The 24,657-nt window shown below is 57.4% G+C and carries 25 protein-coding genes; 13 read left to right on the forward strand and 12 right to left on the reverse strand.

The annotated features are described in order from the left end of the window. Positions 1–13: 13 nt before the first annotated feature. The 3 genes from ACH2ED_RS20605 to ACH2ED_RS20615 are packed head-to-tail and all read right to left on the reverse strand — an operon-like array spanning position 14 to position 3,192. Positions 14–1,438, reverse strand: coding sequence for a DUF1501 domain-containing protein (locus ACH2ED_RS20605; RefSeq protein ID WP_395094609.1), 1,425 nt, complete (start codon positions 1,436–1,438; stop codon positions 14–16). A 9-nt stretch (positions 1,439–1,447) separates the two neighbouring features. Continuing rightward, entirely contained in the window at positions 1,448–2,359 is a 912-nt protein-coding gene (locus ACH2ED_RS20610) for a phytanoyl-CoA dioxygenase family protein (RefSeq protein ID WP_395094610.1), read from the reverse strand. A 5-nt stretch (positions 2,360–2,364) separates the two neighbouring features. Beyond that, the gene (locus ACH2ED_RS20615; protein ID WP_395094611.1) at positions 2,365–3,192 is read right to left on the reverse strand and encodes a phytanoyl-CoA dioxygenase family protein; all 828 of its coding nucleotides are present in this window, start codon (positions 3,190–3,192) and stop codon (positions 2,365–2,367) included. A gap of 47 nt (positions 3,193–3,239) precedes the next feature. Between ACH2ED_RS20615 and ACH2ED_RS20620 the strand changes: the two genes are divergently transcribed. The 6 genes from ACH2ED_RS20620 (at position 3,240) to ACH2ED_RS20645 (ending at position 9,147) form a co-directional block, all read left to right on the forward strand. Next, the gene (locus tag ACH2ED_RS20620) at positions 3,240–4,682 is read left to right on the forward strand and encodes a glycerol-3-phosphate dehydrogenase/oxidase (protein WP_395094612.1); all 1,443 of its coding nucleotides are present in this window, start codon (positions 3,240–3,242) and stop codon (positions 4,680–4,682) included. Continuing rightward, on the forward strand, positions 4,679–5,977 hold the full coding sequence (pgtP, locus tag ACH2ED_RS20625) for a phosphoglycerate transporter protein PgtP (RefSeq protein ID WP_395094613.1): 1,299 nt from the start codon (positions 4,679–4,681) through the stop codon (positions 5,975–5,977). The genes ACH2ED_RS20620 and pgtP overlap by 4 nt, the downstream gene beginning before the upstream one ends. After that, on the forward strand, positions 5,958–6,905 hold the full coding sequence (gene glpQ / locus ACH2ED_RS20630) for a glycerophosphodiester phosphodiesterase (protein ID WP_395094614.1): 948 nt from the start codon (positions 5,958–5,960) through the stop codon (positions 6,903–6,905). The genes pgtP and glpQ overlap by 20 nt, the downstream gene beginning before the upstream one ends. Positions 6,906–6,915: 10 nt before the next feature. Then, the gene (locus ACH2ED_RS20635) at positions 6,916–7,272 is read left to right on the forward strand and encodes a DUF2237 domain-containing protein (RefSeq protein ID WP_309686761.1); all 357 of its coding nucleotides are present in this window, start codon (positions 6,916–6,918) and stop codon (positions 7,270–7,272) included. Between the two features lie 187 nt (positions 7,273–7,459). After that, complete coding sequence (locus ACH2ED_RS20640) at positions 7,460–8,350, forward strand: hypothetical protein (RefSeq protein ID WP_395094615.1); 891 nt, start codon at positions 7,460–7,462, stop codon at positions 8,348–8,350. 26 nt (positions 8,351–8,376) lie between these two features. Next, on the forward strand, positions 8,377–9,147 hold the full coding sequence (locus tag ACH2ED_RS20645) for a hypothetical protein (RefSeq protein ID WP_395094616.1): 771 nt from the start codon (positions 8,377–8,379) through the stop codon (positions 9,145–9,147). Between the two features lie 11 nt (positions 9,148–9,158). Here ACH2ED_RS20645 and ACH2ED_RS20650 read toward each other — a convergent pair whose 3' ends face one another. Together ACH2ED_RS20650 and ACH2ED_RS20655 are read right to left on the reverse strand one after the other, a co-directional pair. Continuing rightward, entirely contained in the window at positions 9,159–10,586 is a 1,428-nt protein-coding gene (locus tag ACH2ED_RS20650; RefSeq protein ID WP_395094617.1) for a hypothetical protein, read from the reverse strand. 73 nt (positions 10,587–10,659) lie between these two features. Then, positions 10,660–11,655 carry an ATP--guanido phosphotransferase gene (locus ACH2ED_RS20655; RefSeq protein ID WP_395094618.1) on the reverse strand — a complete coding sequence of 332 codons (996 nt, stop codon included), beginning with the start codon at positions 11,653–11,655 and terminating at the stop codon, positions 10,660–10,662. A gap of 75 nt (positions 11,656–11,730) precedes the next feature. Here ACH2ED_RS20655 and recN point away from each other — a divergent pair, with 75 nt between their 5' ends. From recN to ACH2ED_RS20675, 4 genes are all read left to right on the forward strand, one after another. Further along, a complete protein-coding gene (gene recN / locus ACH2ED_RS20660; protein WP_395094619.1) occupies positions 11,731–13,407 on the forward strand; it encodes a DNA repair protein RecN in 1,677 nt (558 codons plus the stop codon). Between the two features lie 157 nt (positions 13,408–13,564). Next, positions 13,565–14,242, forward strand: coding sequence for a hypothetical protein (locus ACH2ED_RS20665; RefSeq protein WP_395094620.1), 678 nt, complete (start codon positions 13,565–13,567; stop codon positions 14,240–14,242). A 92-nt stretch (positions 14,243–14,334) separates the two neighbouring features. Then, the gene (locus tag ACH2ED_RS20670; protein ID WP_395094621.1) at positions 14,335–15,561 is read left to right on the forward strand and encodes a hypothetical protein; all 1,227 of its coding nucleotides are present in this window, start codon (positions 14,335–14,337) and stop codon (positions 15,559–15,561) included. A 94-nt stretch (positions 15,562–15,655) separates the two neighbouring features. Beyond that, entirely contained in the window at positions 15,656–16,630 is a 975-nt protein-coding gene (locus tag ACH2ED_RS20675; RefSeq protein WP_395094622.1) for an NAD(P)/FAD-dependent oxidoreductase, read from the forward strand. Between the two features lie 40 nt (positions 16,631–16,670). Here the strand turns inward: ACH2ED_RS20675 and ACH2ED_RS20680 are convergent, their stop codons facing one another. Both ACH2ED_RS20680 and ACH2ED_RS20685 read right to left on the reverse strand, forming a co-directional pair. Further along, positions 16,671–17,471 (reverse strand): DUF1559 domain-containing protein, encoded by an 801-nt coding sequence (locus tag ACH2ED_RS20680; protein WP_395094623.1) that lies wholly within the window; start codon positions 17,469–17,471, stop codon positions 16,671–16,673. A gap of 43 nt (positions 17,472–17,514) precedes the next feature. Then, entirely contained in the window at positions 17,515–17,922 is a 408-nt protein-coding gene (locus tag ACH2ED_RS20685; protein ID WP_395094624.1) for a hypothetical protein, read from the reverse strand. A gap of 39 nt (positions 17,923–17,961) precedes the next feature. On the opposite strand from ACH2ED_RS20685, the gene ACH2ED_RS20690 reads away from it, so the two are divergent. After that, the gene (locus ACH2ED_RS20690; RefSeq protein ID WP_395094625.1) at positions 17,962–18,585 is read left to right on the forward strand and encodes a MarC family protein; all 624 of its coding nucleotides are present in this window, start codon (positions 17,962–17,964) and stop codon (positions 18,583–18,585) included. Between the two features lies 1 nt (position 18,586). On the opposite strand, the gene ACH2ED_RS20695 is transcribed toward ACH2ED_RS20690, so the two are convergent. Continuing rightward, positions 18,587–19,351: a hypothetical protein gene (locus tag ACH2ED_RS20695; RefSeq protein ID WP_395094626.1), complete on the reverse strand. Its 765-nt coding sequence runs from the start codon at positions 19,349–19,351 to the stop codon at positions 18,587–18,589. 40 nt (positions 19,352–19,391) lie between these two features. On the opposite strand from ACH2ED_RS20695, the gene ACH2ED_RS20700 reads away from it, so the two are divergent. Together ACH2ED_RS20700 and ACH2ED_RS20705 are read left to right on the forward strand one after the other, a co-directional pair. Continuing rightward, positions 19,392–20,024, forward strand: coding sequence for an HD family hydrolase (locus ACH2ED_RS20700; RefSeq protein ID WP_395094627.1), 633 nt, complete (start codon positions 19,392–19,394; stop codon positions 20,022–20,024). A 62-nt stretch (positions 20,025–20,086) separates the two neighbouring features. After that, positions 20,087–22,426, forward strand: a complete 2,340-nt coding sequence (locus tag ACH2ED_RS20705; RefSeq protein WP_395094628.1) for a VIT domain-containing protein — start codon at positions 20,087–20,089, stop codon at positions 22,424–22,426. On the opposite strand, the gene ACH2ED_RS20710 is transcribed toward ACH2ED_RS20705, so the two are convergent. Genes ACH2ED_RS20710 through ACH2ED_RS20725 form a run of 4 tightly spaced genes read right to left on the reverse strand, consistent with a single transcriptional unit; the run spans position 22,377 to position 24,652 of the window. Beyond that, positions 22,377–23,219: a ChaN family lipoprotein gene (locus tag ACH2ED_RS20710; RefSeq protein ID WP_395094629.1), complete on the reverse strand. Its 843-nt coding sequence runs from the start codon at positions 23,217–23,219 to the stop codon at positions 22,377–22,379. The genes ACH2ED_RS20705 and ACH2ED_RS20710 overlap by 50 nt on opposite strands. After that, entirely contained in the window at positions 23,216–23,635 is a 420-nt protein-coding gene (locus tag ACH2ED_RS20715) for a hypothetical protein (RefSeq protein ID WP_395094630.1), read from the reverse strand. Before ACH2ED_RS20715 ends, ACH2ED_RS20710 begins: the two co-directional genes overlap by 4 nt. Further along, positions 23,626–23,961, reverse strand: a complete 336-nt coding sequence (locus ACH2ED_RS20720; RefSeq protein WP_395094631.1) for a hypothetical protein — start codon at positions 23,959–23,961, stop codon at positions 23,626–23,628. Before ACH2ED_RS20720 ends, ACH2ED_RS20715 begins: the two co-directional genes overlap by 10 nt. A 13-nt stretch (positions 23,962–23,974) precedes the next feature. Beyond that, a complete protein-coding gene (locus tag ACH2ED_RS20725; protein WP_395094632.1) occupies positions 23,975–24,652 on the reverse strand; it encodes a helix-turn-helix domain-containing protein in 678 nt (225 codons plus the stop codon). Positions 24,653–24,657: the final 5 nt, after the last annotated feature.

The following is a 24,657-nucleotide window of genomic DNA, read 5'->3' on the forward strand; positions in this document are numbered from 1 at the left end:
TGGAGCGGTAGGACTACGCCAGTATCTTCTTGACCACAGTGCCTTCCACATCCGTGAGGCGGAAGTCGCGGCCTTGGTAGCGATACGTCAGGCGGGTGTGGTCTATGCCCAGCAGGTGCAGGATCGTGGCGTTGAGATCATGGACGGCCACGGGATCTTGGGTGATGTTATAGCCGTACTCGTCGGTGGCTCCGTGAATGACGCCTTTCTTCACCCCGCCGCCTGCCATCCAGAGCGAGAACGCCCGCCCATGGTGATCGCGACCGTAGTTGTCGCGCTTCAAGTCCCCCTGGCAGTAGACCGTGCGCCCAAACTCCCCGCCCCAGATCACGAGGGTATCGTCGAGCAAGCCGCGCTCTTTCAAGTCCAGCACCAGTGCCGCCGATGGCTGATCGGTGTCCTTGCACTGGCTCCGAATCGCGCCGGGCAGGCCGCCGTGCTGATCCCAGCCTCGATGATACAGCTGGATGTAGCGCACCCCGCGCTCCGCGAGCCGCCGGGCCAGCAGGCAGTTGGCGGCAAACGTCCCCGGCTTGCGGCTCTCGGGGCCGTAGCGCTCAAACGTGGCGGACGACTCTTTGCTCAAGTCCATCAGATCGGGGACGCTCGCCTGCATCTTAAAGGCCATCTCGTACTGGGCGATTCGGGTGACAATCTCCGGGTCATGCACCTTGGCAGACTGCATCGCATTGAGTTTCTCCAGCGCATCCAGCATCCGGCGGCGATCGTCGCGCGTGAAGCCCGCCGGGTCGGTGAGGTGCAGCACGGGAGCGCCGACGGAGCGCAGCTTCACGCCCTGATTGATGCTGGGAAGAAAGCCACTGCCCCATAAGCGCCCAAAGAGTGGCTGGTCATTGGCCCCGCTGGAAGCCAGCGAGAGCAGCACCAGAAACGCGGGAAGCTCACTATTTTCGGACCCGAGACCGTAGCTCAGCCACGCGCCCATGCTCGGCCGTCCCGGCTGCTGTGAGCCGGTCTGGATAAAAGTCATCGCGGGATCGTGGTTGATCGCTTCCGTGTGCATCGAGCGGATGAGGCAAATCTCGTCCGCGATCTTGCTCGTGTACGGCAATAGCTCCGAGAGCTCAATGCCACTCTTGCCACGTGGCGCGAACTTGAACATCGAGGGCGCGACCGGCAGGCGCTTCTGCCCGCTGGTCATTCCGGTGATGCGCTGGCCTTGGCGAATGGCATCGGGCAGGTCTTCGTCGAAACGTTTCTCCAGCCCCGGCTTCGGATCAAAGAGATCTAAGTGGCTGGGCGCACCGCTCTGGAACAGATAGATCACGCGCTTGATCTTGGCCGGGTGGTGTAGCGCCTTCAGCGCCCCCTTACCCTCCAGGCTTGCCAGTGCCGCCGCGCCCAGTCCCGTTCGGGCAGAGCTCGAGAAAAGCTGGCGTCGCGTCTCGATCAGTGCGGCTTCGCGTCGTGGGTCCATAAGGCTATTCTAGCAGATTCGCTGGCCGTATTGGAGCAGTGTGGGGTTCCAGCCGGAGTAATTCAGCGGGAGCTTGCGCCAATAGTACTGGAGCTCGTCGGATTCCCAGCCCTCGTAGATTTGCTTCCAGGTGAGTCCGCAGTGTGGTAGGAGCGATTTCTCCTCAACGGGCTCCGAGAGAGCCTGGTAGCGTACGTCAAAAGAAAGGCGAATCCGATCTTTGAACTGGCTCGGGAGCGCCTTGTGAACCGTGAGCGCCGGAAACGTCAGCACATCCCCGAGGGCGAAATCTCCTTCCACCCAGTCGTCTTCGCTCTCCTCATCTGGGCAAGTCTGCACCGTGATCCCGCCCGCACCTAGGGCACGCTTTAGGGGCAGGTAGCCCAGCTTGTGCGAGCCGCTCAGAACCTTGAGAGAGCCCATGGTACGTGGGCACTCTCCAAGGGGAAACCAGCACGTCCAGGTGTTTTGGGTTCCCTGCACCAGCGGAAAATCCTGGTGCGCGGGGGTGGGAAAGATGGCGGGATGGGGGGAGATCATGCGGATAATATGCCGCGCATGCACCAACACCTCGTCGGCGAGGAGCATTTTATAGAGCGCAAGTAGCCTCGGGTGGTGTGGAAGCCGGTGCACGTTTTCCAGCCGCTGCACATCATCGTAGGCCGCCACTGAAACCCCAATATCGGTGCGCATTGCACTCTCTGGCACGGCGGCGAGGGCTTCGACATTCAGCGTCCCCGTAGCTTCGTCGGCAAGCCAGCCGTGTTTTGCCACCACCTCCAGCAAGTCGGCGCGAACCGGCAAGATCGCTTCGGCAGGGAGCAGACCGCGAAAGAACAGATAGCCGTCGGTTGCAGCGCGGGCGCGGAGAGCCTCGCCCTCGCTGAGGAGGGGTGTGGAGTCTGTGAAAGGCATCGGCATGGCGTCTAGCCCGGCTTCTTCCAAACCAGCGGGTTGAGTGCGTCGTTGTTAAGAAGATCGCCAATCTTGAGCGAATGGAAGTAGTCGTCAGGGAGGATATTCTGCGTCCCATTAAAAACGGAACCGTCGGGCAGGTAACCGCAGGTCATGGCGCGGCGGGGCTTGTTGGTCATGTTCGCCCCCGCTCCGTGCGCGGTCAGGCCGTTGTGAAACACCGCCGAGCCCGCCGGGCACGGGCAGGCAACGGGCTCGATCTCGCGCCACTGGGGGTAAACTTTGAACAGATCGCTCATATTTTGGCCGATTCCCGAGTTTTCCCAAGTCGCCGTTTTATGTGAGCCGGGAATGTACCACATGCAGCCATTGCCCAGAGTCGCATCATCGAGCGCCACCCAGAGTGAGAGCGTGTCGCGCGTCGAGAAGCTCCAGTACGGGTTGTCCAAGTGCCAGCCGGTCGGGTTGCCAAAGGGCGGCTTAAAGAGCGCTTGATCGTGCCAGATCCGAATCCCCTCAATGCCCGCCAGTGTCGCCGCCAGCTCACCCAGGCGCGGGTCCAGCATGAGTTCCTTCATGCCCGCGTGGGTTTCCAGCAACTTAATGCACTGGGTGAATACTTGGGCGTAGTAGCTATCGGGATTCTGCTGGTTGGAGAGAATCCGGTTCGTCTCCGTAGATTTCACCCCTGCCGCCGTCATGGCAAGCCGCTGATCTACCGCCTCCTGCGTGGTGTTCTGCCAGTGCGCCAGCTCGTTTGCGTCTAGAAAGTTCTCTATCACCAGAAAGCCGTTCTCACGGTAGGAGGCAATCTGCGCCCCGGAAAGTTCGTTCCTCATAGTAGCTTGTATTGTACAGTTGATTTTGGTATCGTATCAGCGCACCGATGCACCGAGATTTCCCCCTTGCCCCCCACTACGACATCGCCATTGTTGGCGGTGGCGCGACGGGTCTGGGTGCGGCGGTAGATGCGGCATCACGTGGACACTCCGTGATCCTGATCGAGCAGAGCGATTTTGCAAAGGGAACCTCAAGCCGCAGCACGAAGCTCGCGCATGGGGGCGTGCGCTATCTCAAACAAGGCAATCTCTCGCTGGTGCTGGAAGCGCTTCAGGAGCGCGAGCGACTCTATCGCAATGCCCCCGGCATCGTCCAGCCCCTGCCCTTTGTGATCCCCAGCTACAGTGCCCTCGACCAGCCGTTCTATGGCATAGGCCTGAAGCTCTACGATCTGCTGGCAGGCAAGGCGAATCAAAATCCGTCTCGGTTGCTCTCACGTAACGATGTGCTTAAGCGCGTGCCGACGGTGTCGCCAAGGAATCTGCGCGGGGGCGTGCTCTACTACGATGGGCAGTTCGACGATGCCCAGCTCGCGCTCGCGCTGGTGCGAGCCGCGCAAGAACACGGCGCGACTCTACACAACTATGTCCGCTGCGATGGTCTGCTCAAGCATGAGGATCGCGTGGTTGGAGTGCAGGCCACGGACACAGAGACGGGCTGTAAGTTTGACGTGCGAGCAAGCTGCGTGATTAATGCCACGGGGGTCTTTGCGGACACGCTACGCCAGCACGATGCGCCCAAAGCGCCTCCTCTGCTAACGATCAGCCAAGGAGCACATCTGGTGCTTCCCCGAAAATTTCTGCCGGGAGACACTGCACTCATGATTCCCAAAACTTCTGATGGGCGGGTGCTCTTTGCAATCCCTTGGCACGGCGCGACACTGATCGGCACTACGGACACGCCCGTTACACAAGCGACACTAGAGCCCCGGGCAAGAAGGGAAGAAGTCGAATTCCTGCTCACCCACGCCGCAAAGTACCTCACGCAAGCCCCATCTCCCACGGACGTCCTCAGTGTCTTTGCCGGACTACGGCCCCTCGTTCAGCGCGGTGGTCGCTCTCTACACACAGCCTCGCTCTCACGGGATCATCATCTCGAAGCGTCGGAGTCCGGGTTGTTGACGATTACGGGCGGCAAGTGGACCACGTACCGCAAGATGGCCGAGGACGTGGTCAATCACGCGGAGCGCCTCGGGAGGCTTACTCCACGTCCCTGCCGCACGCACGATTTGCCGCTTGACGAAGTGCGCAGCGGCGCGGAGCCCGGCACGCCCGATGATATCCGCTGGCACGTGCAAAATACGCAAGCCCGCACGGTCGAGGACTTTCTTGCCCGCCGCACCCGTGCGCTACTTCTGGATGCAAAAACCAGCGCCGCGACGGCTCCACAGATCGCCGACGAAATGGCTCTTGCGCTGGGCTGGAGCCCCGACGAAACGCAGCGCCAAGTAGCGAGCTACCGCACTCTAGCAAAGGACTATTGTCTATGAACCCTCCCGATGCCGACTATCCCCGGCTCCGTCGCCAGGTCTTTTTTGCCATCTTTATCGGCTACGCGGGCTACTATCTCGTCCGCAAGAACTTCGCGCTCGCCATCCCGGACATCCTCAAGGAGTACCCACAGTACACCAAGGCCAGCCTTGGCACCGTCATGACCGGCCTCTCGTTTGCCTACGGCTTTTCCAAGTTCCTGATGGGCGCAGTCTCGGATCGGAGCAATCCGCGCTGGTTTCTACCACTGGGCCTGCTGCTCTCCTCGGCAATTCTGATGATCTTTGGCTTTGTCAAAGAAGTCTACACATCGCTGGCTGTCATGATCGCCCTCCAGAGCCTCAATGGCTGGGTGAATGGCATGGGCTGGGCTCCCTGCGGCAAGACCATGGTGCACTGGTTCAGCGCCCAGGAGCGTGGGCGCGTGGTCTCTTTCTGGAACGTCTCGCACAATATTGGCAGTGCGCTCGTGGCGACCATCGCGCTCTGGGGCGTGACTCTCTTTCATGACTGGGGCGCAAAGTTCTATTTTAACGCCGGGATCGCCGCGCTGATTGGCGTGCTGGTGTTTTTTCTGATGCGCGATACCCCGCAGAGCTGCGGCCTGCCGCCTATCGAGCACTACAAAGGCGACATCCCCGAGGGCTACTCCGAAACCCATGAGAAGGCGCTCTCGTTTCAGGAGATCTTCTTTGAGAACATCTTCAACAACAAGCCGCTCTGGCTCATTGGAATCGCCAACGCCTTTGTGTATTTTGTGCGCTACGGGGTAGTGGACTGGGTGCCCACCTATCTGGAGACGTCCAAGCACTTCTCTTTTAAAGAGTCCAGCTTCGCCTGGGCCGCGTTCGAATGGGCCGCTGTGCCGGGGACAATTCTCTGTGGCTGGGTCTCGGACCGCTACTTCAGGAGCCGCCGCGCACCGGCAACCATTTTGTTTATGGGCATCACGCTGCTCGGGCTGGTTGTCTACGGCCTGAACAACAAAGGGCCGCTCTGGCTGGATGTGGCCTCGCTGATCTGGATCGGATTTTTCATCTACGGCCCTTTGATGCTTATCGGGCTGCACGCGCTGGAGCTGGTTCCCAAGAAGGCAGCGGGCACGGCGGCAGGCTTTACGGGCTTCTTTGGCTATGTTTTTGGCTCCGCGCTCGCCGGAACGGGAGTCGGCTGGATCGCGGATAGCTTTGGCTGGGGCGGCGTCTTTGGCACGATGATCGCCTGCTGCCTGCTCACCATGTTTTTTGTCGGACTCACGCTAAAAGGAAACTCAAATGAAAGAACTAATGCTTAAACCAACCGTCATCGCGCACCGAGGCGCCAGCGGCTACCTGCCGGAGCACACGCTCGAAGCCAAGGCGATGGCCCATGCCCTGGGCGCGGATTATTTGGAGCAGGACCTAGTGCTCACCAAAGACGACATCCCGGTTGTGCTTCACGATATTCATATTGACACCATCAGTGATGTCGCCACCAAGTTTCCCAGTCGCAAGCGCCCCGATGGCCGCTACTACGCCCTCGATTTCACGCTGGCGGAGCTCAAAACGCTACGAGTCTCGGAGCGCTTCGATCCTAAAACGGGCGCGGCGGTCTTTTCGGGGCGCTTCCCCGCGCACTCGGGCGCGTTTGAGATTCCCACCCTGATCGAGGAAATTGAGCTCATCCAAGGCCTCAACAAGAGCACGGGGCGCAAGGCGGGGGTCTATCCTGAGCTAAAGTCACCCGATTGGCACCGGCAACAAGGCCACGATATCAGCAAGATCGTCCTGCCGATTCTCCAGCGCTACGGCTACGCAACTAAATCGGATGACTGCTTCCTCCAGTGCTTCGAGCTGGGCGAAGTCAAGCGCCTGCGCACGGAGCTAGGCTGGAAAGGCCGCTTGGTCATGCTGATAGATGATGTGCCCAAGGGCGACGATGGCACGGACTATCGGGCGCTCCACACGGCGGAGGGGCTGAAAGAGCTGGCAAAAATCGCCGATGGGATCGGTCCCGCGCTCACCAGCGTCTTTGATAAGAACGGAAAACCGACGGGTTTAGTGAAGTTTGCCCATGCTGCCAAGCTGGTAGTGCACCCGTACACTCATCGAAAAGATGCGCTCCCCAAGTACGTGAAGTCCAGCGAGGAGCTGTTCCAGAAACTCTTTGTGGAAGCCAAAGCCGATGGCATTTTCTCAGACTTCTGCGACATGGTCGTGCGCTGGCGGGCAAAAACCAGGTAAAACACTCAGTATGGCACGAAATGTTCTAGGCGACCCGCTCGTCCCCTGCTCCCACGCCCCCCTGACGGGCTTCTACCGCGATGGCTGCTGCAACACAGGCCGAGAGGATCTCGGTCTGCATCTTGTGTGTGTGGTACTGACAGCGGAGTTTCTGGCGTTCTCCAAAACACGCGGCAACGATCTTAGCACACCGCATCCCGAGTATAGCTTCCCTGGTCTGAAGCCCGGCGACCGCTGGTGCCTGTGTATGCAACGCTGGGTAGAGGCCTACCAAGCGGGCTTCGCTCCCGGTATCGTTCTGGAGGCGACCAATGAGCTGGCACTGGAGTGGGCGGATCTCTCAACGATGAAAGAGTACGCCGTATGAACCGTCTTCAGCCACACATGCTTAGAACGGCGGCTCGCGGTCGGTGCTCACGGCGTTGAGCCATACGGGGGTGGGAGGAATATCCCCTGGTTGCCACAAGTGTGAAATATTCCACTTGCGGGGGGGGGATATGTTAGACTAAGTAAAGTAGTCCACTGAAGGAAATTATTCAATAATGTTATTGGTTATGATTTTGCCCGCGATATTATCAATAAACGCATTCAAGAATGCACCTGCTCCCAAAATGGTTTTTCAAACCGAAGGAAATATTAATGAAATAGCAATTTCAAATGGGTCAAATGGAAACCCCATAATAGAAACAACACTAACGGTATTCACGGGAATAGGAAATACACCAAAAGAAGGTGAGGAGGTATCTTTTGAAATTGCTTCTGGTTTTCAAAATGATGTAGTTCTGTCTTCAAGTAGTGCAAGTACAGATTCATCTGGTCGTTGTTATATAACTGTCAAATCCAGCAATTCTATGCCAAATTCTGTAGTGCCTATCAAAGCAATTTGGACTCCATCTTGGTCTGAGCCTGTACCCATAGAAAAATCAATAGAGATAACTCTGGTGGGAGTAACTGGAAGTTTTACAACTACTACAACTTGGCTGGTTCCACTCGAGCCGAGTAATCCTTGTCATTATATTGATAATTCACCATTTTATATTTCGGATTATGTAGCATTATCACGTAGTTCCTGTATCGTAAGTGGAAAAATATCTTTTTCAGCGTCAATATCGAACCCCCAAATCACATGGAATTCCACATCATTAGATGAAGAAAATCCTCATTGGGGTGAGTGTAGTGAAGACAGAGATATTTCATTCAATGAGAACCATATTAACCATGATCCTTTTGGAAATGGCTTTGTTGGTGCTCCAATTACTGAGAGGAAAAACATATTAAATCTTGTGAATCATGAATTAGGCCATGCAATTTTCCTTGATCACAACATTACCTATCTATCATTAATGCGAGACGATTGTAGTGCAGCATATTTCTTGACGGGCATAAAAACATTACAATTATGGGATTTTACAATTATCAACAGCACTTATCCGAGACCGTATTAAATTCTCTTAAAAATGGAGTTCTAAAAATGATAGTTTTCATCCCCCTAGTACTATGTTTACAACAGATTCAGCCTACTGTACCGTATAAATTTCTTACGCCATTAGACCCTAAGTTCAAAGCTGACTATTCTGTTATGGGATCGTCAATGGGTGTGCCTTCAACATTAGCATCACTGGTAAGTAATTCCGATATTATTGTCGTAGGGAAATTTGAAGGAATTATCCAACACCGTCATAATCCTCATAACAGTAAGGGTTATGAACAATCAACAATTTATAGTTTCAATGTTGAATTATATCTCAAAGGTTTAGGAAAAAACAAAATTAAAATATATCAAGTAGGAGGCCCATTAGATTGGATTGATAGTAAACGTAATAAATCGGGTCTAGGATATAGACTGCGGGGAGACCCGTTTCCTCTCATTGGTGCCAAATATATTCTTCTCCTAAATGACCCTTCGGAACACAACCTAATAATGGCAGAAAAAGGATTCCGAGAATCGGAACGTAATGGAGTGAAAGGTATCAGCCATTATGCAGATGAGTTCAACTATTCTTTTCCAACTCGAAGTAAAATTATCATCCAAAATGGAATAACTTTTCCAGGTCAAATAGTTGAAGACTCTAGTGCTTCTTGGGTACTTGTACCAGGGACTTTTGGTGGAAATTTACAACTAACTGGCATACCAGAACAAAAAGCAATTGATAATATCCGTCTTGCCGTCAAGGAGACAAGTCTGGATAGCATCAATCGTCGCTATAAATTTGTTCCGCCTACTGTCTCTGGCAAAAAATAGCGATTCTAATTTTAGAACGGCGGCTCGCGGTCGGTGCCCACGGCGCTTAACCGTACGGTAGTGATGGTGGTGGGTGGCTGGTCGCGCTCGAAGTAGCCCTCGACGGAGGTCTTGCGGGTCGTCTCGAAGCCACGCGGGAGGCCGTCTTTGCCCAGCCAGACCTGGTAGCTGGTCTCGGAGGTAATCCGGCGGTCGCCTCGGTTGTTCGTGATGGTGGTACGTGTCAGCAGAATACTCTCGGCGAGAGCGCCATCGGGCAAGGCAGCCGCAGGGAGGGCGCGGACGGAGTCGTAGCCACTCAGCGACGGGGGGCCTTCGAGGAGCCACTGAAGCGGGTCCAGCGCACTGCGGAGCGCGGCCTGCTGGAGAGTCTGCTCCAGGCGTGCGCCCTCGCGGACGTTCGCGGAGCGTTTCTTACCCGCGCTGTCCTCCACCACCACCTGAATCGCATCCGCTTTCATGCTCTGGGTCACGGGGAAGCCATCTACCCCCTTGATTGTCACGAGCGCACGGTCGGGCCGCTCCAGCCAGAGCTCGTAGGTGCCGTTGTAGCCCATGCCACCCCGAGGAGGGCGGGAATCGGTGCTACGGATCTGCTGCTGGGTGGTCACGAATGCGCCCGCGTGGAGCGTAAAGAAGCGCTGGTGGGCACGCTCCCACGCTGCCAGCAGAGCAACGGCGGCCGGATCGCGCTGGGCGGGAGGGATTTCCTGAGGGCGCTCTGGGACTTTCAGAGGCTGCTCGGTGTAGTTCTCCGGGAGTGCCTGAGAAAACGGCGCGGCGTTCTTGGGAGCGGGCTGGTAGGTCTCTTTACGGTAGGTTGTCCGTCCGTCGCGCACTTCCCACTCCTCGGCCACCGAGAGGTTGTGCGCGGACGTAAACTTATAGCGCCGGATGCGCTGAGGACGGCCCGCTCTGGGTGCAAGGCTACTGGCTTCCAGAACGGTGCCATCGGGAGCTTGCCAGAGACGAGTGAGCATTGCCACCTCGGGCTCCGTGGCGAGCTGAGCCCCACAGCTTGCTCCGAGCGGATCGAGGCGTGCGTACTGGAGCGCCCGCGAGACCTGCCCCAGCTCACTCAGATAGAGGCGAGAGAACTCTCGTGTGGTCTGTTTCCCCCTCTCGTCGAAGCGCACGGCCAAGAGCGAGTCGCCGTCACAGATTGCCTTACGCACCGTCTGCCGCCCCGTCGCCCCGAGCGCATGGCTCACCGCCAGCTTGTTGCCGGGCGCAGTATAGAGGATCTCCGTGGCCGTCACGGCAGGGGAGACACGTCCCCGGTCGCTCCGCAGAACGCTCAGTGCGCACTGAAAGCTGTAGCCCCCAGTGGCATGGGCAGCATCGCGGGCGGCGAGGTAGGCCCGTCGCCCGGCCAGCTCCTCACGAAACGAGAGACGAGCGGGAATGCGAGGCAGCGCCGGGAGTTCAGGGGTCTGCACGGGCTTTGCCTGCATGAAAAATAAAAGAGCGAGAAATTGCACAAGCCGCAGACGACAAAGTGGCAGCGATTGTTCAGCCCAGAAGTTGGCGAAGCAGCGCGGGCCGTGCGATCTGGCTCCGGAGCGAGTCGCCCTGCCCCAGCGCAAGAATCGCCCCAGCGAACACGACAGGCTCCAGTGCGTCTGCGAGCCCCAGCAGCCCGGCGAGCCGTCGGTGAGAGAGCAGTTCCAGCGCCTCGCTCTCGCCCAGTGCCTCCGCTGTGGAAATGCGCTCGTGGCTACGTTCCCAGGTCTGTCGCAGGGTCCAAGGCTGCACGCGCGGCAAGCGCTCCCGAGCCGCTTTCTCAGCGGCAATGAGAACCTGGGCGGCTCCTTGGACGCTCCAGACAAAGATCAGCGGGTCGTTTTCGGGGCGGTAGGTGATCTCGTGGCTGACCTGGTAGAGTGCCCCGGAGCGCAGCGAGCCCTCACCATGGATCCCACGCACCGTGCCCCCCAGCGCACAGACCGCCTCAATTTTGGTGTCCAGCTCCTCCAGCCAGGTCAGTGCGGGCAGGTGCAGGAGCACCGAGAGCCGCAGCCCAGTGCCGACATTGGCCAGTGACGCCGTCAAGAAACCCAGGCGGTCGTCGTGGGCAAGCTCCAGCCCTCGCGCCAGGAGCTGCTCCACCATGCTCACGCGCTCGTAGACACGCTGGGGCTCACAGCCGGGGGCGAGTGCTTGTAGCCTCAGGTGATCCTCCTCATTGACGAGAACCGAAAGAGCACCGTCTTTTGCGAGCAGTGCCCAGCGCCCGGGCTTCCCATCGGCCATTTTCGGGGAGATACTCTGCCCCGCCACCAGTGCCTGCCGCTCGCTCTCGCTGAGCTTCTCCAGCTCACAGGGCTTGAGCAGTGTCAGATCACCGATCTTAGCGGCCTCCCGCACAAGCTGCGCCACCCGCTTGCGCTGCGCCACACTGGCGCGGTGAGGAAACGGAAACTCCGCTAAGTTACGCGCCAGCCGCGCCCGCGTCGAGACCGCGATCTCCCGCTCCGCCCCTTCTTGCTCCAACCAGCCAAAACTCACGGGCTATTATACTTGCCCTTTCCGTCCGTGCGCCCCGGCGAGGAGTCTCTGGCGGTATAATTCTGTCACATCGCTATGCTTACGGAACTGTCAGTCGAGAATTTTGCGCTTGTCGAGCGGGTGCGGCTTCGCTTTGGGGCGGGGCTGAACCTGCTGACCGGGGAGACGGGAGCGGGTAAATCTATCCTACTCGATGCCTTAGGGTTAGTCCTGGGTGAGCGCACGAGTGCGGATGCCGTGCGCCACGGGGCGGAGAAGGCACGGGTTGAGGCGGTCTTTGCGCTCACAGTGGGCGATTCGCGCCTGGCTCCCGCGCTGGAGAGTACGGGAATCGAGCCCGAGGACGGCCTGCTCATCCTCTCCCGGGAGCTGAGCGCCAGCGGCAAGAGCAGCGCACGCATCAACGGTCGCCCTGTGACTGTGGCCGTTTTGAAAGTGATTGGCGATGCGCTGGTAGACATTCACGGGCAGCACGAGCACCAGTCCTTAATGCTGGTGGAGCGCCATGTGGAGCTGCTGGATGCCTGGTGCGGCGATGAGACACGGGCGCTTAAAGAGGCAGTGGCCGATACCTGGGATGTCTTTTCCGCCGCACGCGCCGAGCGTGAGGCGCTTCTGCGCGAGGCCCGTGAGCGCACCCGAAACCTGGACATCTATTCCTACCAGCGCGACGAGATAGACGCCGCCGCACTGGTGCCCGGTGAAGAGGAGGAGCTGCAAGCCGAGCGACGACGCCTGGGAAGTGCCGAGCGCCTCCACGCCGCGTCGGCGGCGGCCTACGAAGCGCTACAAGGCGGCGCACTCGATGGTTTATCGCAGGCAGTGCGGGAGATAGAGCGAGGACTGAAGTTCGATGACAGCCTTTCCAGTATTCTGGAATCGCTCAACAGCGCCCTCTACGCTGCCGATGACGCCATGCGCGAGGTGCGCACCTACCGCGACTCCGTGGAGTTCAACCCGCAACGCCTCTCCCACATTGAGGATCGGCTTGATCTGCTCAAGAGCCTCAAGCGCAAGTACGGCGAGGACATTGCCGCGATGGTGCGCTACCGCGAGGAGCTCGGGCAGAAGCTAGAGACGCTGGAGAACGCCGAGGAGCGCTTAGCCGCGCTGGAGGCGCTGGAAAAATCCACGTTTGCCGAGGTCGAAAAATGCGCCGCCGTGCTCACCAAGGCCCGCAAGAAAGCCGCCGAGCCCTTTGCAAAAGGCATCCAGACCGAGCTCAAGGATCTAGCGATGGCGGCGACCCGGTTCTCCGTCTCAGTTGTGCCACGCGAGCCAGGGCCGGGCGGGGCGGATGCGGTCGAGTTCTTGATCTCCCCCAACCCCGGCGAGCCGCTCAAGCCGCTTGCTAAGATCGCGTCGGGTGGCGAGCTCTCGCGCGTGATGCTGGCCCTCAAGTCCGTGATGAGTAAGCACGTCGCCCCGCCCACTCTGGTCTTCGATGAGATTGACACGGGAATCGGGGGGCGCACTGCCACGGTACTAGCGCAAAAGCTCCACGCGCTGGGGCAAGCCGCACAAACGCTGTGTATCACGCACCTGCCCCAGATAGCAGCACGCGGCGACATGCATTTTTTTATCGAGAAGCGCACCGAAAAAGGCCGCACGACCGTCAGTGTGTTACCGCTCGAAGGCGAGGCTCGGGTACAAGAATTAGCAAGAATGCTCGGTGGGAATAACTCCGAAACCGTCCTTGCCCACGCCCGCGAGATGCTGGAACATAATAAAATATTTCTTACTACCACTTGACAACAAATTTCTCATGTGTTAGACCTTTATTATTCGAGAACAATAGGGTTCTCACACTGACCAAGTAAATTGGGGTTGTAGTACAGTCAGATCGGGTGAAAAACCCAAAACTCCGGGTGAAAAACCCAAAACTCTCAATCGAGAATCAGGAATAACTATGAAGACACGATTCGTGGTATTTACGATATTGGCATGCCTTTCGGCAATAGGTTTTCCATCATCTGCTCATGCAGGAAATTGGACAGTTCAATATGTTCAAGAAGATTCGACACGCCATGTATGTGACTCTGGTACATTGGTTGGCAATGCTACCAACGATCCAATTACGATTGTTTGGGGATATGAGTCAGCACCGGATACTGAGGAAGTACAAACTCCTTGTGCACGTTTTGAAGAATCATCATCATTTGATAATTTCTTCCAAAATGCAACAGCCGTAAAATCTCATGGGAGTATCTTAGATAATCAACCGGCAGGAGTGAGTATGTATGCACGAGTAAAAGGGCAAGCAGAGTTTGCTTGGGATGCAAATGCGACACAAAATGGAACGATACCAGGCAATACAGGTACATTTCAGGTAAACTGGACGAAACACTGGAATTCTTCGCATACAAACTACTCGGGTTCATATGTGGCATTTAATGGAGGTTCTCCTGGGAGTGCGCATGAGGGACATACTTATATTGATTCTTCGCCCCAAGATGATGATTTGGCTTTTTGGGATTGGGAAACGGAATCAGGTGGAGGAGGATTCACTGCATCGGAATATGATACATACTCATTTTCGGCATATGCTACATGGCAAGTCGAATTTAATGAGCTCCCTAGCTTTTAATATTCCTCAATAAAAAATCCAGTGTCCAGAGGTTTTACAAAAATTATTTGAACACTGGATACCTGATCTTAAGCATATCGAGTCTGTAAATTATGAATTCTAGTCAATTAGAGAATATATCAAAAATACTCAACGTAAAAATTCTCCAAACAGGATTTGAAATCCACAATCCTGACAATAATAAGATTAATATCAATCCTAATTCTAATAATTCCTCAATAATTAATGAGTATTGTAAAAAATACAGATACGAAATAAATAAAGATAAATCTGCTCTTTTGATATTAAATCCTATTAGAGATCCAGAACATTGTGATAAACTAATTAACCTAAATGTGGAAGATATTAATCATTACTGTCACAGACTCTTGAGTGTGTTACCGAATTTCGACAATGATTCAAAAGATGTTCCAGGCATTTATTTCACATCAAGATTCGTACAATCTTTAAGCTCATCAGAAAAGCAGGCTGCATTTACGAAAGGGGTTTCTTGCAATAATTTATCAAATACATCTCAAAAAATGCTTGATAAATATTTACTGTACACATATTTCGGAAGGATAGTCGGTCAATGCACAGACATAACAACAATTTTTAAATCAAAACACGAATTAAAAATTTCTAAACAAGATAAAATATTATTTTTAAAATATAAAAACAAAAACGGTGAATATAAAAAACGCATTATCGATTTAGAAGGAAATAATAGCAGTATTAATTATTCCTTTACATCAATGAGTGTTGCCGATTTTTTCGATAAACTAAAGCAAATATCGGGAGAAAATATAATTTACCCACCAGATCTAATAAATAAAGGTCTTTCTTTTTACAATATCGCTGATTGTGATGTTATCAGGTCGGTTTATAGCATATCAAGATTTTTTGATTTAGAAGTTAATAAAAAATCTAAAACTATTGTGATTAGCAGAAAAAAATATGCACCAACAGGAGATTATATTAATGACATCAAAAATTCTACTCCAATTATAATTAAAAGAGAAATGCCATATTTCAACCGACTCAACATAGTAAAATCAATATTGGATAAATACATTATCAAGCCGAGTAAAGAAATAGATTTTATAGAATTGCCAATGCATATCCAATGTGCAATTGTTAATTACATTTCAGATGATCTTATCAGAAATGTATCTGGTCTAATTATTTCTGGAATGCCATATTCTTGGGATATAAGACAACAATTAATATTCAAAATTGAATATAATCCAGTAAAAACTCTAAAATATACTATATATTTAGGAGAAAATACGAATTATGGATTCAAAAATCATGTAAAAGCCAGCATGAAGCATGTATAGTCCCTATAAATATCGAGTCAGTTGGATTTATAAATATTCTCGCCCACGCCCGCGAGATGCTGGGTAAGTCGCTCGCATCGGGTACAACCACTCTGTGAATGAAGCAACGGATTTTCTGGTGATCGGCGCGGGGCTGGCGGGGCTGGCCTTTGCGCGTGCCGTGCAGGCGCAGGGTGCGACGGTTCAGGTTCTGGACAAAGGGCGCGGTGTCGGGGGGCGGGCGGCGACCCGGCGCTTTGGGGCGGCGCGCATAGACCATGGGGCGCAGTTCTTCACGGCACGCGATGCGGCGTTCCAGGCGGTTGTGGACGATGGCTTGCGTGACGGCTGGGTGCGCGAGTGGTACCGCTCGGTCCCGGAGTGGCGCGAGGGGGCTATTCACTCCCGCCCCGACGGCCACCCGCGCTATGCCTGCCCGGAGGGGATCAGCGCTCTGCCGAAGTTTCTGGCGCAAGGGCTCACCGTCACCACTGAGGCCGAAGTGCAGAGCATTAGCTGGGACGATATTGGCTACGTCGCGACGGCCAAAAACGGGCAGCACTTTGCGGGCACGACCCTGATTCTCAATGTCCCGCCGGTGCAGCTTCTCACGCTCGCGGAGCTCTTGCTCACGCCTGAAGACGCCGAACGCATCGCCACTGCCACGCTGGAGCCGTGCTGGGCGCTATTGGCTTTGCTCGAAACCGACCTCGCTGTGGACTGGCCCGCTCTGGAGCTCACCGACCATCCTGTGTTCTCGTGGATCGCACGGGACCATACCAAGCGCGGCCCGGGTGCTCCCCCGACTCTCATCGCGCACACCGCCCCCGTCTGGACAGCGGCACACCTAGAAGACAGCACGGAGGCCGTCGCCGCTGCACTTTCGTCCGAACTGGCCGCGCTGCTCGGGCCGCTTGCCATCAGACAAACGCAAGCCCATCGCTGGCGCTACGCCAAGCCTATCACCCCGCTCGGGCAGCCGTTTTTCTGGGACACTGCGCGGCAGCTCGGCGCGTGCGGCGACTGGTGTGAGGGAGGACGAATTGAAGGCGCGTTTCTCTCCGGTCACCGGCTGGCCGGAGCGTGCTAGCTAAGGCCGGAGCGTGCTAGCTAAGGCCGGAGCGTGCCAGCTAAGGACAGACGCCACGCACGCGCCAGATGAGGTTCGCGCCCTTGTCCTGGGACAGCATCCCATTGGCGGAGTAGGCTTTCACGTGACCGTCACCGTGGAGCACCATCGCAAGTCCCTGGCCCTGGCCGGTGCGCTGGTGGCGTGCATAGACCGGCTTGAGAACGCCCGCCCCCATCGCCGGATTAGTCGCCACCAGGTCATTGTCCGAGATCAGCGGGGTGCTCAGACGAACATCCGTAACATTGACCTTCGCCGTAGGGACGCAGGGATCGAAGTTGTGCCCCCGGTAGCGCCCGATGCTCCCACTGCCAAACGGCGAGTTCGGGGTATCGGTGAAGAGCGCCAGCCGTGCGGGCTCGTCCACGGCGGCCAGCCCTAGTGTGCTGGTAAACGCCTCGGTGGCATTGGCAGCCGTGCTGGGATCGCGGTAGGCAAGCTGGGCGTTCATCCCGATAGAGGCGTAGCCGCGCGCCGCCCAGTCGGTCGGGTAGCCAGGTAGGACGGCACGGGGGCACTTGAAGATGCCGTCGTTTTTCACATACGGCTGGATCATCTCGGACCATATTGTCGGTGTGAGCGCCCCCGTGTTGTAGTTAGCCGTCATCGGGTACTGCTCATCATAGTCTTGTACATACATCATCACAGCCGTCGAGAGCTGCCGAACATTGGAGAGACACGCCGCCTGGCGGGCCTTCTCCCGGGCTTGGGTAAAAACAGGGAAGAGAATAGCAGCAAGAATCGCGATAATAGCGATCACGACTAAGAGTTCTATAAGAGTAAACAGATGACGGGCCATCATAAGCACACCTTACTCGGGCAGATGACCAATTATACCGAAATATTCACGGATTCGCGGCTAAAAACTCCGTGTCTAGCAAGTACCAGTTCTTATCCATGGGGCCATGCTGCAGATCCGCCTCGACCCGTCGGCGCACCAACTTGCTTTCACCATCCGTCCACTCCACTTCCCCCCGCACTTTATAGCGATGCGGCTTAAGATGCGTCAGTGTCAGGGCGCGAAGCTGCGCCGTCGGAGCGATTTGCTTTGACAGGAGCTGACTGCGGACAAACTTCTGCGCGGAGGCATAGGCATCCCCTTCGAGCTCCTTTCGAAACTGGCGTAGGATAAGCTGCCGCGCCTCCGTAGCGGCTTGCTCATCCTCCTGGTGTGTTTTCAACCAGCGCTGCCCAAGGGCACCCAGCAGCAGAAGTGCGGGGAGAAGGAGAAGAAGCGCACGACGGAGTGTCACTCTGGCAGTGTACCTCGACACGGTATACTTCTGGGTGTTATGGACCCCACCACGCTGCTCAAGACAATCGTATCGCTGATCGTGGTGGTCGAGCCTCTGGGAGCCGCGCCTCTCTTTCTCTCACTCACCCACAACCAGAACACGGCGCAGCGCAACCACACGGCCCGCCGCGCGATTGTGGCTGTCTTTTTGATCCTACTCATCAGTGCGCTTATTGGCAAGCTCCTTCTGGAGCTCTTTGGGATCAGTCTGGCGAGCTTCAAGGCCGCCGGAGGAATTCTCTTTCTTTTTATGGGCCTAGAGATGATCAATGCCCAGCCCAGCCGCTCCCGTCAAACCCCTGAAGAAGCGGAGGAAGCCGAGCACCGCGACGATATCGCGATTGTGCCGATGGCACTACCTCAGCTCGCGGGGCCGGGCGCGATTGGCTCGGTGATCTTGCTGGCGCAAAAGGGCCCGTTCTTTCCCCATATCCTCTGGGTGACAGGCGTGATTGCGGTGGTCTGCTTTGTTGCCTGGCTCTGCCTGCGCCTCGCGGACCCGATGGGAAAGGCGATGGGAAAAACGGGGCTCAATATCATGACCCGTGTGATGGGCCTGATCGTGGTCGCGGTTGCGGTGGAGTTTATGATTGGCGGTATCAAAGAGCTCTGGGCAGGCTAGCTCAGGCGGCTTTACGCTGATCGAGGAGGCGCATTGCTGCCGCATCGTCCAGGAAGGTAGGTGCGCTCTTTTCTTCCTCACCCGAGCGCTGGAGCACATAACCCGAGCGCTGGAGCACATACGACTGGAAGCCATCGAAGAAGACAATCACCCCGGTCATTTCGTCTACTTTTGTCAGTAGCTCCTGACGATGCTCACGTCCTTCTTGCTCCCGTTCGGCAAGCTGCTCATGCATCTGGGCAAGCTCCGCTTCCAGGAACTCAATGCGCCAGCGGGTGGCCTGAATAGACTCACTATACTCACTGGTGTGCCGATTCAGCTCCTGGCGAAGCTGGACAAGCTGGGCGGCTGCATCCCCCACCAGCTCTGCGGGATCACTCTCAGAGCGCTGCTGGAGCTCCTCCTCCATACACCGGTAGCGAGAGTCCTGGGAAAGATGCCCCGGCAGTGAAGAGAGAAAAGCCACAACATCATCCGGACTGTGGCGTGCCGACGAAGGCGGTGAAGCGGTGGCGCACTCCGAAGGATCCGGTTGCTCGTCTTCCGCAAGCCCCGCGTGGGAAAAGACGGCGGCAAGGGCTTCGTCGTAGGAGCTCAGCCCACTCGGGGAAGTCGCGGGGGGCGTGTGCTCTCGGCGCGACGGCTCTTCACGCGGGCTGGAGAGCACCAGTGGCCGTGTCAGCGCTGCGGAGTTGACCACAACGTCGTCAGAGCTTACTTTTGTAGGGAGCGCTTCGGGTACATTCAAGCCAGGATCGTAAGGCATTGTTCTCTAATTATCGGCAGAAATCCCTAGAATTACTAGAATGACTAAGATTCTTGGATTTTTTAGTTATACTGAGCTCATGCTCTCCGAACGCCTCATCCAACAGCTCGCCTTTCTCGTGGAAGCCGACCAGCTCAAGCGGGTGCTGCGGCGCACGTCACTAATCGGTAGCGACCGCAAAGAGAACACGGCGGAGCACTCCTGGCACTTCGCCTTGATGGCCCTCACGCTTGCCGAACATGCAACCGAGCAAATTGATGTGCTCCGTGTTCTCAAGATTGCCTTGATCCATGATCTTGTGGAGATAGATGCGGGCGATAGCTTTGTGTATGACAGTGCTGCGATGGCCGACAAGGCCGAGCGGGAACAGGCCGCTGCCGAGCGCATCTTCGGGCTCCTGCCTTTGGATCAGGCAGCCGAGTACCGCACACTCTGGGACGAGTTTGAGGCGCAGCTGACTCCCGAGGCGAAGTTCGCCGCCGCTGTGGATCGGCTCTGCGGGATGCTCCCCAACTATAAAAATCAGGGCGGGAGCTGGACGGAGCATAGGATTACGGCAGTGCAGGTGACCGAGCGTAACTCCCCCATTGGCGAGGGTGCCCCGGCGGTCTGGGAAGTAGCACGCGGCTGGATCACCGAGGCGGTCGCCAAGGGCTGGATTCTACCACAGTGAGCCGACGGAAAAAATAATCCCGTGCCTTCCTAAATCAGTTCACTTTGTCCGAAAGAGTAATTATGAAAACGCTTTTTGGCACACGGCGGGGCTGGGCCGCACTCTCCAGCTTTCTGATGCTCGCGGCGCTGATCACGGAGCGCCTGACCCACCCCCTGGCGGCGACACTCTTTGATGTGGCATCGGACTTCTTCAGCCTGCTAGGCGTGCTAACCCTAACACTTGCCCCGCTTGTGCTGGAGTGGATTCTGACGCGCTCCCTGGTGGTCGAGAGTGCGGAGCGGGCGCGCTGGGGCCGGGCACTGGGCGCGGTGGCACTTTGCTTTGCCTGCCTGCTGCATCTCATGATGTGGCCGATCTACTGCGTGGCTTGGGGAGGCTTGATCGCGGGGCCACTCATGACTTTTGGGAGCCTCACGGGAGCGAAGTACAACCCGAAACTCACGGAATCGCTTCAGCTCTGGCTCTACGGGTTTCTGGCCTACGCACCGTTTGTGGCGAGCATCGTTCTGCTCTGCCAGATGGCGGCGCTCAAGCACCTGACGGACAGCCTGGCGCGCTCACGGCGGATCTACTGGCTCGCCCTCACCGGGGCATTTGTGGTCTTTCTGCTGCGCCCGGCAGTGATTGGCTACCACGTGCACCAAGCGGTGAGCACAAAGAGCGACGGGGCACGCGAGAAGTCTCTGGCACTGCTGCGAGCCTTTGGTGCGGAGTACGATCTGCGCGTGCTGGCCTTCCGTCGCCCACCGACCTACGCGACATTTCTTGCCAGCGGCGGCGTCTTTGGCAGCGAGATCTTCGGGCGGCGCTGGGACTCCCAAGACGATGCTCGCAAGGTCTACTTTCTGATGACCGGGACTCCGTTTAGCAAAGCGCCCACACCGCCCATTCAGAAGAGCCTGCTGGATCAGAACGACCAGATGCGCCTTGAGGAGACCGGAGGCGAGCGGGTGGGCGCGACGATCACCGGGCTGCGGCTGGCCCTGTCCGAACGAACCGTACGCTACTCCCCCAAGACACAAACCGCGCAGACACACTGGACACTGGCCTTTGAGAACACCACCGACGAATCCCAGGAGGCGCGTGCGACCATCACGCTTCCCGAGGGTGCCGTGGTCAGTGATGCCTGGCTCTGGATCAACGGCGAGCAGCGCCCGGCGGCGTTTGGCGGCAAGGCCCAGGTACGAGCCGCGTACCAGGAAGTGGCGGTCGTGCAGCGCCGCGACCCCCTGCTTGTCACCTGCACCGATCCAAGACGGGTGCTGATTCAGTGCTTCCCCGTGCTCCCGAAAAAGACCATGCAGATCCGGCTGCAAGTGACGCAGACGGCGCTTGGCGGCAAGCTGGTTCCCGCGCAGCTCACCGACATCAACTTCGAGCAACCGAAGACCACGGCGGAGACAACACGCGTCAATGACAAGCCCTGGAGCGGCGAGGTGCTGGCCGTCGAGACGCTTGCACTGCCTGCCGGGCTGGTACAGAAAGCCACCCCCACGATTTTACCCACCGATGTGATCGTCGCCGTGGACTCGTCGGCGAGTGTGGGAGCGAAAATAGAGATCACCAAGCTGACTGCGGCACTGAACTCGCTGCCCACGGGCTCACGCGTGAAGTTTGTGGACACACGCCTTGCAAAAGGCGAGGAGAGCGCCTGGACAGACGCGGCGCAAGTGACGGAGACGTTCCTCAATTCCCGGCGTTTCGTGGGTGGGGTGGACGCCGTGCCCGCTCTCAAGCGCCTGAGCCAAACAGAAAACACCGCGCACCCCACCGCGATTCTCTGGCTACACGGCCCGGTGCCCCAGGAGGCCGTGAGTCCTCAGCCACTCCTCGAAGTGCGAAGCCTGCACAAAAATACGCCGTCGCTGGTGGGCCTGTTGGTCACCCCCGGTCAAGATGTCGTGATGGACGCACTCTCCACCGACAAGCGCATCCACACACAGGAGGGCACCGACTGGGCCGGGGCGGTTCAGCGTGCCGCACAAGCGGCACAAAGCACCACGGATGCGAGATCTATTCCCCTGGGTGGCCGGGAACCGGCACTCGGAGGAATCTATCTCGCGCCAAGCACCGATGCCGACAGCCAGACCGACTGGGCACGCCTCGCGGCCACAAGCCGCGTGCTCCGGGCCTGGTACACCGGCTACGATCAAGATGCCCTCGCCAAAGCCGCCGCCCGCCGCCGCCTCATCACCCCGCTCTCGGGTGCTGTCGTGCTGGAAAACAAGGAGCAGTACGAGCGCCACGGCCTCGATCCCAATAACGGCCAGCCCAAAGCAGGAGCCCCTGATGTCGTCAGTGGCCTTGCACCGGAACCAGGAACACTCGCCTTCTTTACTTTGGGGAGCGTTATTTTCGGGGTGCGGGCACGAGGACGAGCCAGTCGGCTTCGGTCTTAAACGCAGACGGGTCGGCGGTGCGGACATCGGGAACGGGAATCGCTTTAACAATCGCGAGCTTCGTTCCCAGCGGGCGCTTAAAGAGGGTGCGCGCCGCCGTGCCCATGCCACCGTCGGAGTGGAAGCTGCCATTGACATGGTAGACCACGTGACCCTTATCCAATGCCTGAACAATCGTCTCCGCCATCGTGTCGTCACGCAGGCACTGCGCTTCGTAGATTCCCCGGAGCCGGGACGCATCCATGGCGGGGCCGTGGCTGGCCCCCATTCCCGTCATGGTGGCGAAGAACTTCCTCTGGTAGGTGTCTCCCATGGGGGCCGTGATCGCGGCGGCGATCAGTATCTTTTCCGCAGGCGTGAGGCTCTCCAGCCCCGCGAGGCCCTTCTGCCCAACAAGGCGGACGAACTTCGCGGGCGCATTGGAGCCAAACACCGCGAGCTTATTGGCCTTGGCGTACTCCACCATCGCTCGGTAGTCCGTCGGGTAGGTTTTCCAGAGCATGACGGCTTTTGCGAACGCCGCTTCATCAATCTTGCCCGTGAGATAGTCGTCAAGGCCGGGCTGCCCGTCGCGCTCGATCATCTCCATCGCCAGTGCTAACTTCGGCCCGACTCTCTTATGAACCTCGGCAAAGAGCCTTGCCTCCAGCTTATGCGTCTCGGGATCGTCGTGCTGCTCCCCCACAAAGATCGCACTGGCCTGGGCCAACCGCCCGGCTAAGTCTCTCCAGCGCAAGCCCCGCCCCGTCGCCGCCTCAACGACCCGCCAGTTCTCTGTCTCATCACGCATCATGGCCGGATGATACCTGAAAGCGCTGCCTGGAAGCGCTCCCTCCAATTCCAGCCCTCGAAGCCCATGAGGGCAACGACACTAATCTCAGCTCCTGGCTCACAAAGCACCTCAAGCTCGGCGGCGATAACCTGCGCGTGCTCGGTAAAACGCAGGTAGGCGGTGGCGGCAAAAGTCTCGTCGCCCAGGGTTGCCATGAGATCGGCGTAGCCGATGGAGAGTTGGATGTGGGCGGCTTTGACTCCCATTTCTTTCCACTGGGGAATCTGGACGTAGCGCACGGCGGCAATCGTGGCATCGGGGCGGGCGAGCGGGATTATCCGTAGGCCGGGACGGGGCTCGGGAGTGTGGAGCGTGTCCCCAAGAGCGATTAAATAGCGTGGTGCAGCGGCCCCAAGAATCGGTAGGCTTAGTCGCACGCGAGCATTTCTCCCACGGCGACGCCCTCCAGCCCTCCTGCGACAAGCTCCCAGGCCACCGCGGCTCCAGGCACGCGCGGTGCGATTCGAAACGGCGGGAGAGTGAGCACGCAAAGTACGCAGTCGTGGCTATCACAGTAGGCGATGGTGAGCGCGAAACGCATCCCTATCGTGTGCAGACGCTCGCCTTCAGTTAGGGGGATTCCCAGAGCGACCGTGGGAGCGGGTGGGCGGGCGAGCCAGCCACGCCCACGTGCCCAGAACCCTCCCAGCCAGCGAGCATCGGTGGCGAGCACTCGTCCGCTCTCACGAGAAACAAGCCTCACGGAGAAACAAGCCTCACAGCAGACGTGCTTGTTGTTTGGCGGCACGCTTGTCTAGAAACGTCATGACATCGGAGAGCTTGAAGCGCCGCTGCTGCCCCAGTGTTCTATGGTGGGTCAGGTTCCCCCGGTTGGCATAGCGCCGCACGGTCGCGGGACAGACATCCAGCAGCTTGGCCGTCTCCTCCAGTGTCAGAATCGGGTCGAGCAGGCGGATAATAAGCTGCTCACGCGTCTCCTCAAAGGTTCGCGACGGGGGAACAGTCTCGGGAGCCATCGAGGCGAGGATCTGGACATGGCGCGGCAGCCCTTCCCAGAGATCCGCCCCCTCTGCATCAGTCGTCGGATGCTGTGGTGGCAGAAGCGGGATGAGAAGCTGCTCCGTCGCCTGCTTCGGGTTAGGAATCTTGAAGGTGGGCCGCACCATAACCCGTGGAACAGTAGATTCTTTCCCCGAGAGGAGATCCAGCGGCAACGTGATCTGCGCTGCCTCAGTAGTAAAAGATTCCGCAGTCAGCAGGAAAGTATCGGGCGCATCGAGCGGGACAGCAATCGTGATGCCACCACGCACGACGTAGCGGACATTTTCTATCGTGCCAGGTTCGGGAACGGGGGGGCGCTCAGGAGAGGCAGGCTCATCGGCTTCCTTCTCCTTGCGCTCAATGTAGCGGTAAAACTCGTCAAGGCCAGGCATGTGTG

Origin of the sequence: Armatimonas sp. (assembly GCF_043757465.1) — a bacterium.
Taxonomy (GTDB): domain Bacteria; phylum Armatimonadota; class Armatimonadia; order Armatimonadales; family Armatimonadaceae; genus Armatimonas.

Coding starts and splice junctions, on each gene's coding strand:
- ACH2ED_RS20605 (WP_395094609.1), bottom strand. CDS start 1,438: ATGGACCCACGACGCGAAGCCGCACTGATCGAGACGCGACGCCAGCTT.
- ACH2ED_RS20610 (WP_395094610.1), bottom strand. CDS start 2,359: ATGCCGATGCCTTTCACAGACTCCACACCCCTCCTCAGCGAGGGCGAG.
- ACH2ED_RS20615 (WP_395094611.1), bottom strand. CDS start 3,192: ATGAGGAACGAACTTTCCGGGGCGCAGATTGCCTCCTACCGTGAGAAC.
- ACH2ED_RS20620 (WP_395094612.1), top strand. CDS start 3,240: ATGCACCGAGATTTCCCCCTTGCCCCCCACTACGACATCGCCATTGTT.
- pgtP (WP_395094613.1), top strand. CDS start 4,679: ATGAACCCTCCCGATGCCGACTATCCCCGGCTCCGTCGCCAGGTCTTT.
- glpQ (WP_395094614.1), top strand. CDS start 5,958: ATGAAAGAACTAATGCTTAAACCAACCGTCATCGCGCACCGAGGCGCC.
- ACH2ED_RS20635 (WP_309686761.1), top strand. CDS start 6,916: ATGGCACGAAATGTTCTAGGCGACCCGCTCGTCCCCTGCTCCCACGCC.
- ACH2ED_RS20640 (WP_395094615.1), top strand. CDS start 7,460: ATGATTTTGCCCGCGATATTATCAATAAACGCATTCAAGAATGCACCT.
- ACH2ED_RS20645 (WP_395094616.1), top strand. CDS start 8,377: ATGATAGTTTTCATCCCCCTAGTACTATGTTTACAACAGATTCAGCCT.
- recN (WP_395094619.1), top strand. CDS start 11,731: ATGCTTACGGAACTGTCAGTCGAGAATTTTGCGCTTGTCGAGCGGGTG.
- ACH2ED_RS20665 (WP_395094620.1), top strand. CDS start 13,565: ATGAAGACACGATTCGTGGTATTTACGATATTGGCATGCCTTTCGGCA.
- ACH2ED_RS20670 (WP_395094621.1), top strand. CDS start 14,335: ATGAATTCTAGTCAATTAGAGAATATATCAAAAATACTCAACGTAAAA.
- ACH2ED_RS20680 (WP_395094623.1), bottom strand. CDS start 17,471: ATGATGGCCCGTCATCTGTTTACTCTTATAGAACTCTTAGTCGTGATC.
- ACH2ED_RS20690 (WP_395094625.1), top strand. CDS start 17,962: ATGGACCCCACCACGCTGCTCAAGACAATCGTATCGCTGATCGTGGTG.
- ACH2ED_RS20695 (WP_395094626.1), bottom strand. CDS start 19,351: ATGCCTTACGATCCTGGCTTGAATGTACCCGAAGCGCTCCCTACAAAA.
- ACH2ED_RS20700 (WP_395094627.1), top strand. CDS start 19,392: ATGACTAAGATTCTTGGATTTTTTAGTTATACTGAGCTCATGCTCTCC.
- ACH2ED_RS20705 (WP_395094628.1), top strand. CDS start 20,087: ATGAAAACGCTTTTTGGCACACGGCGGGGCTGGGCCGCACTCTCCAGC.
- ACH2ED_RS20710 (WP_395094629.1), bottom strand. CDS start 23,219: ATGATGCGTGATGAGACAGAGAACTGGCGGGTCGTTGAGGCGGCGACG.
- ACH2ED_RS20725 (WP_395094632.1), bottom strand. CDS start 24,652: ATGCCTGGCCTTGACGAGTTTTACCGCTACATTGAGCGCAAGGAGAAG.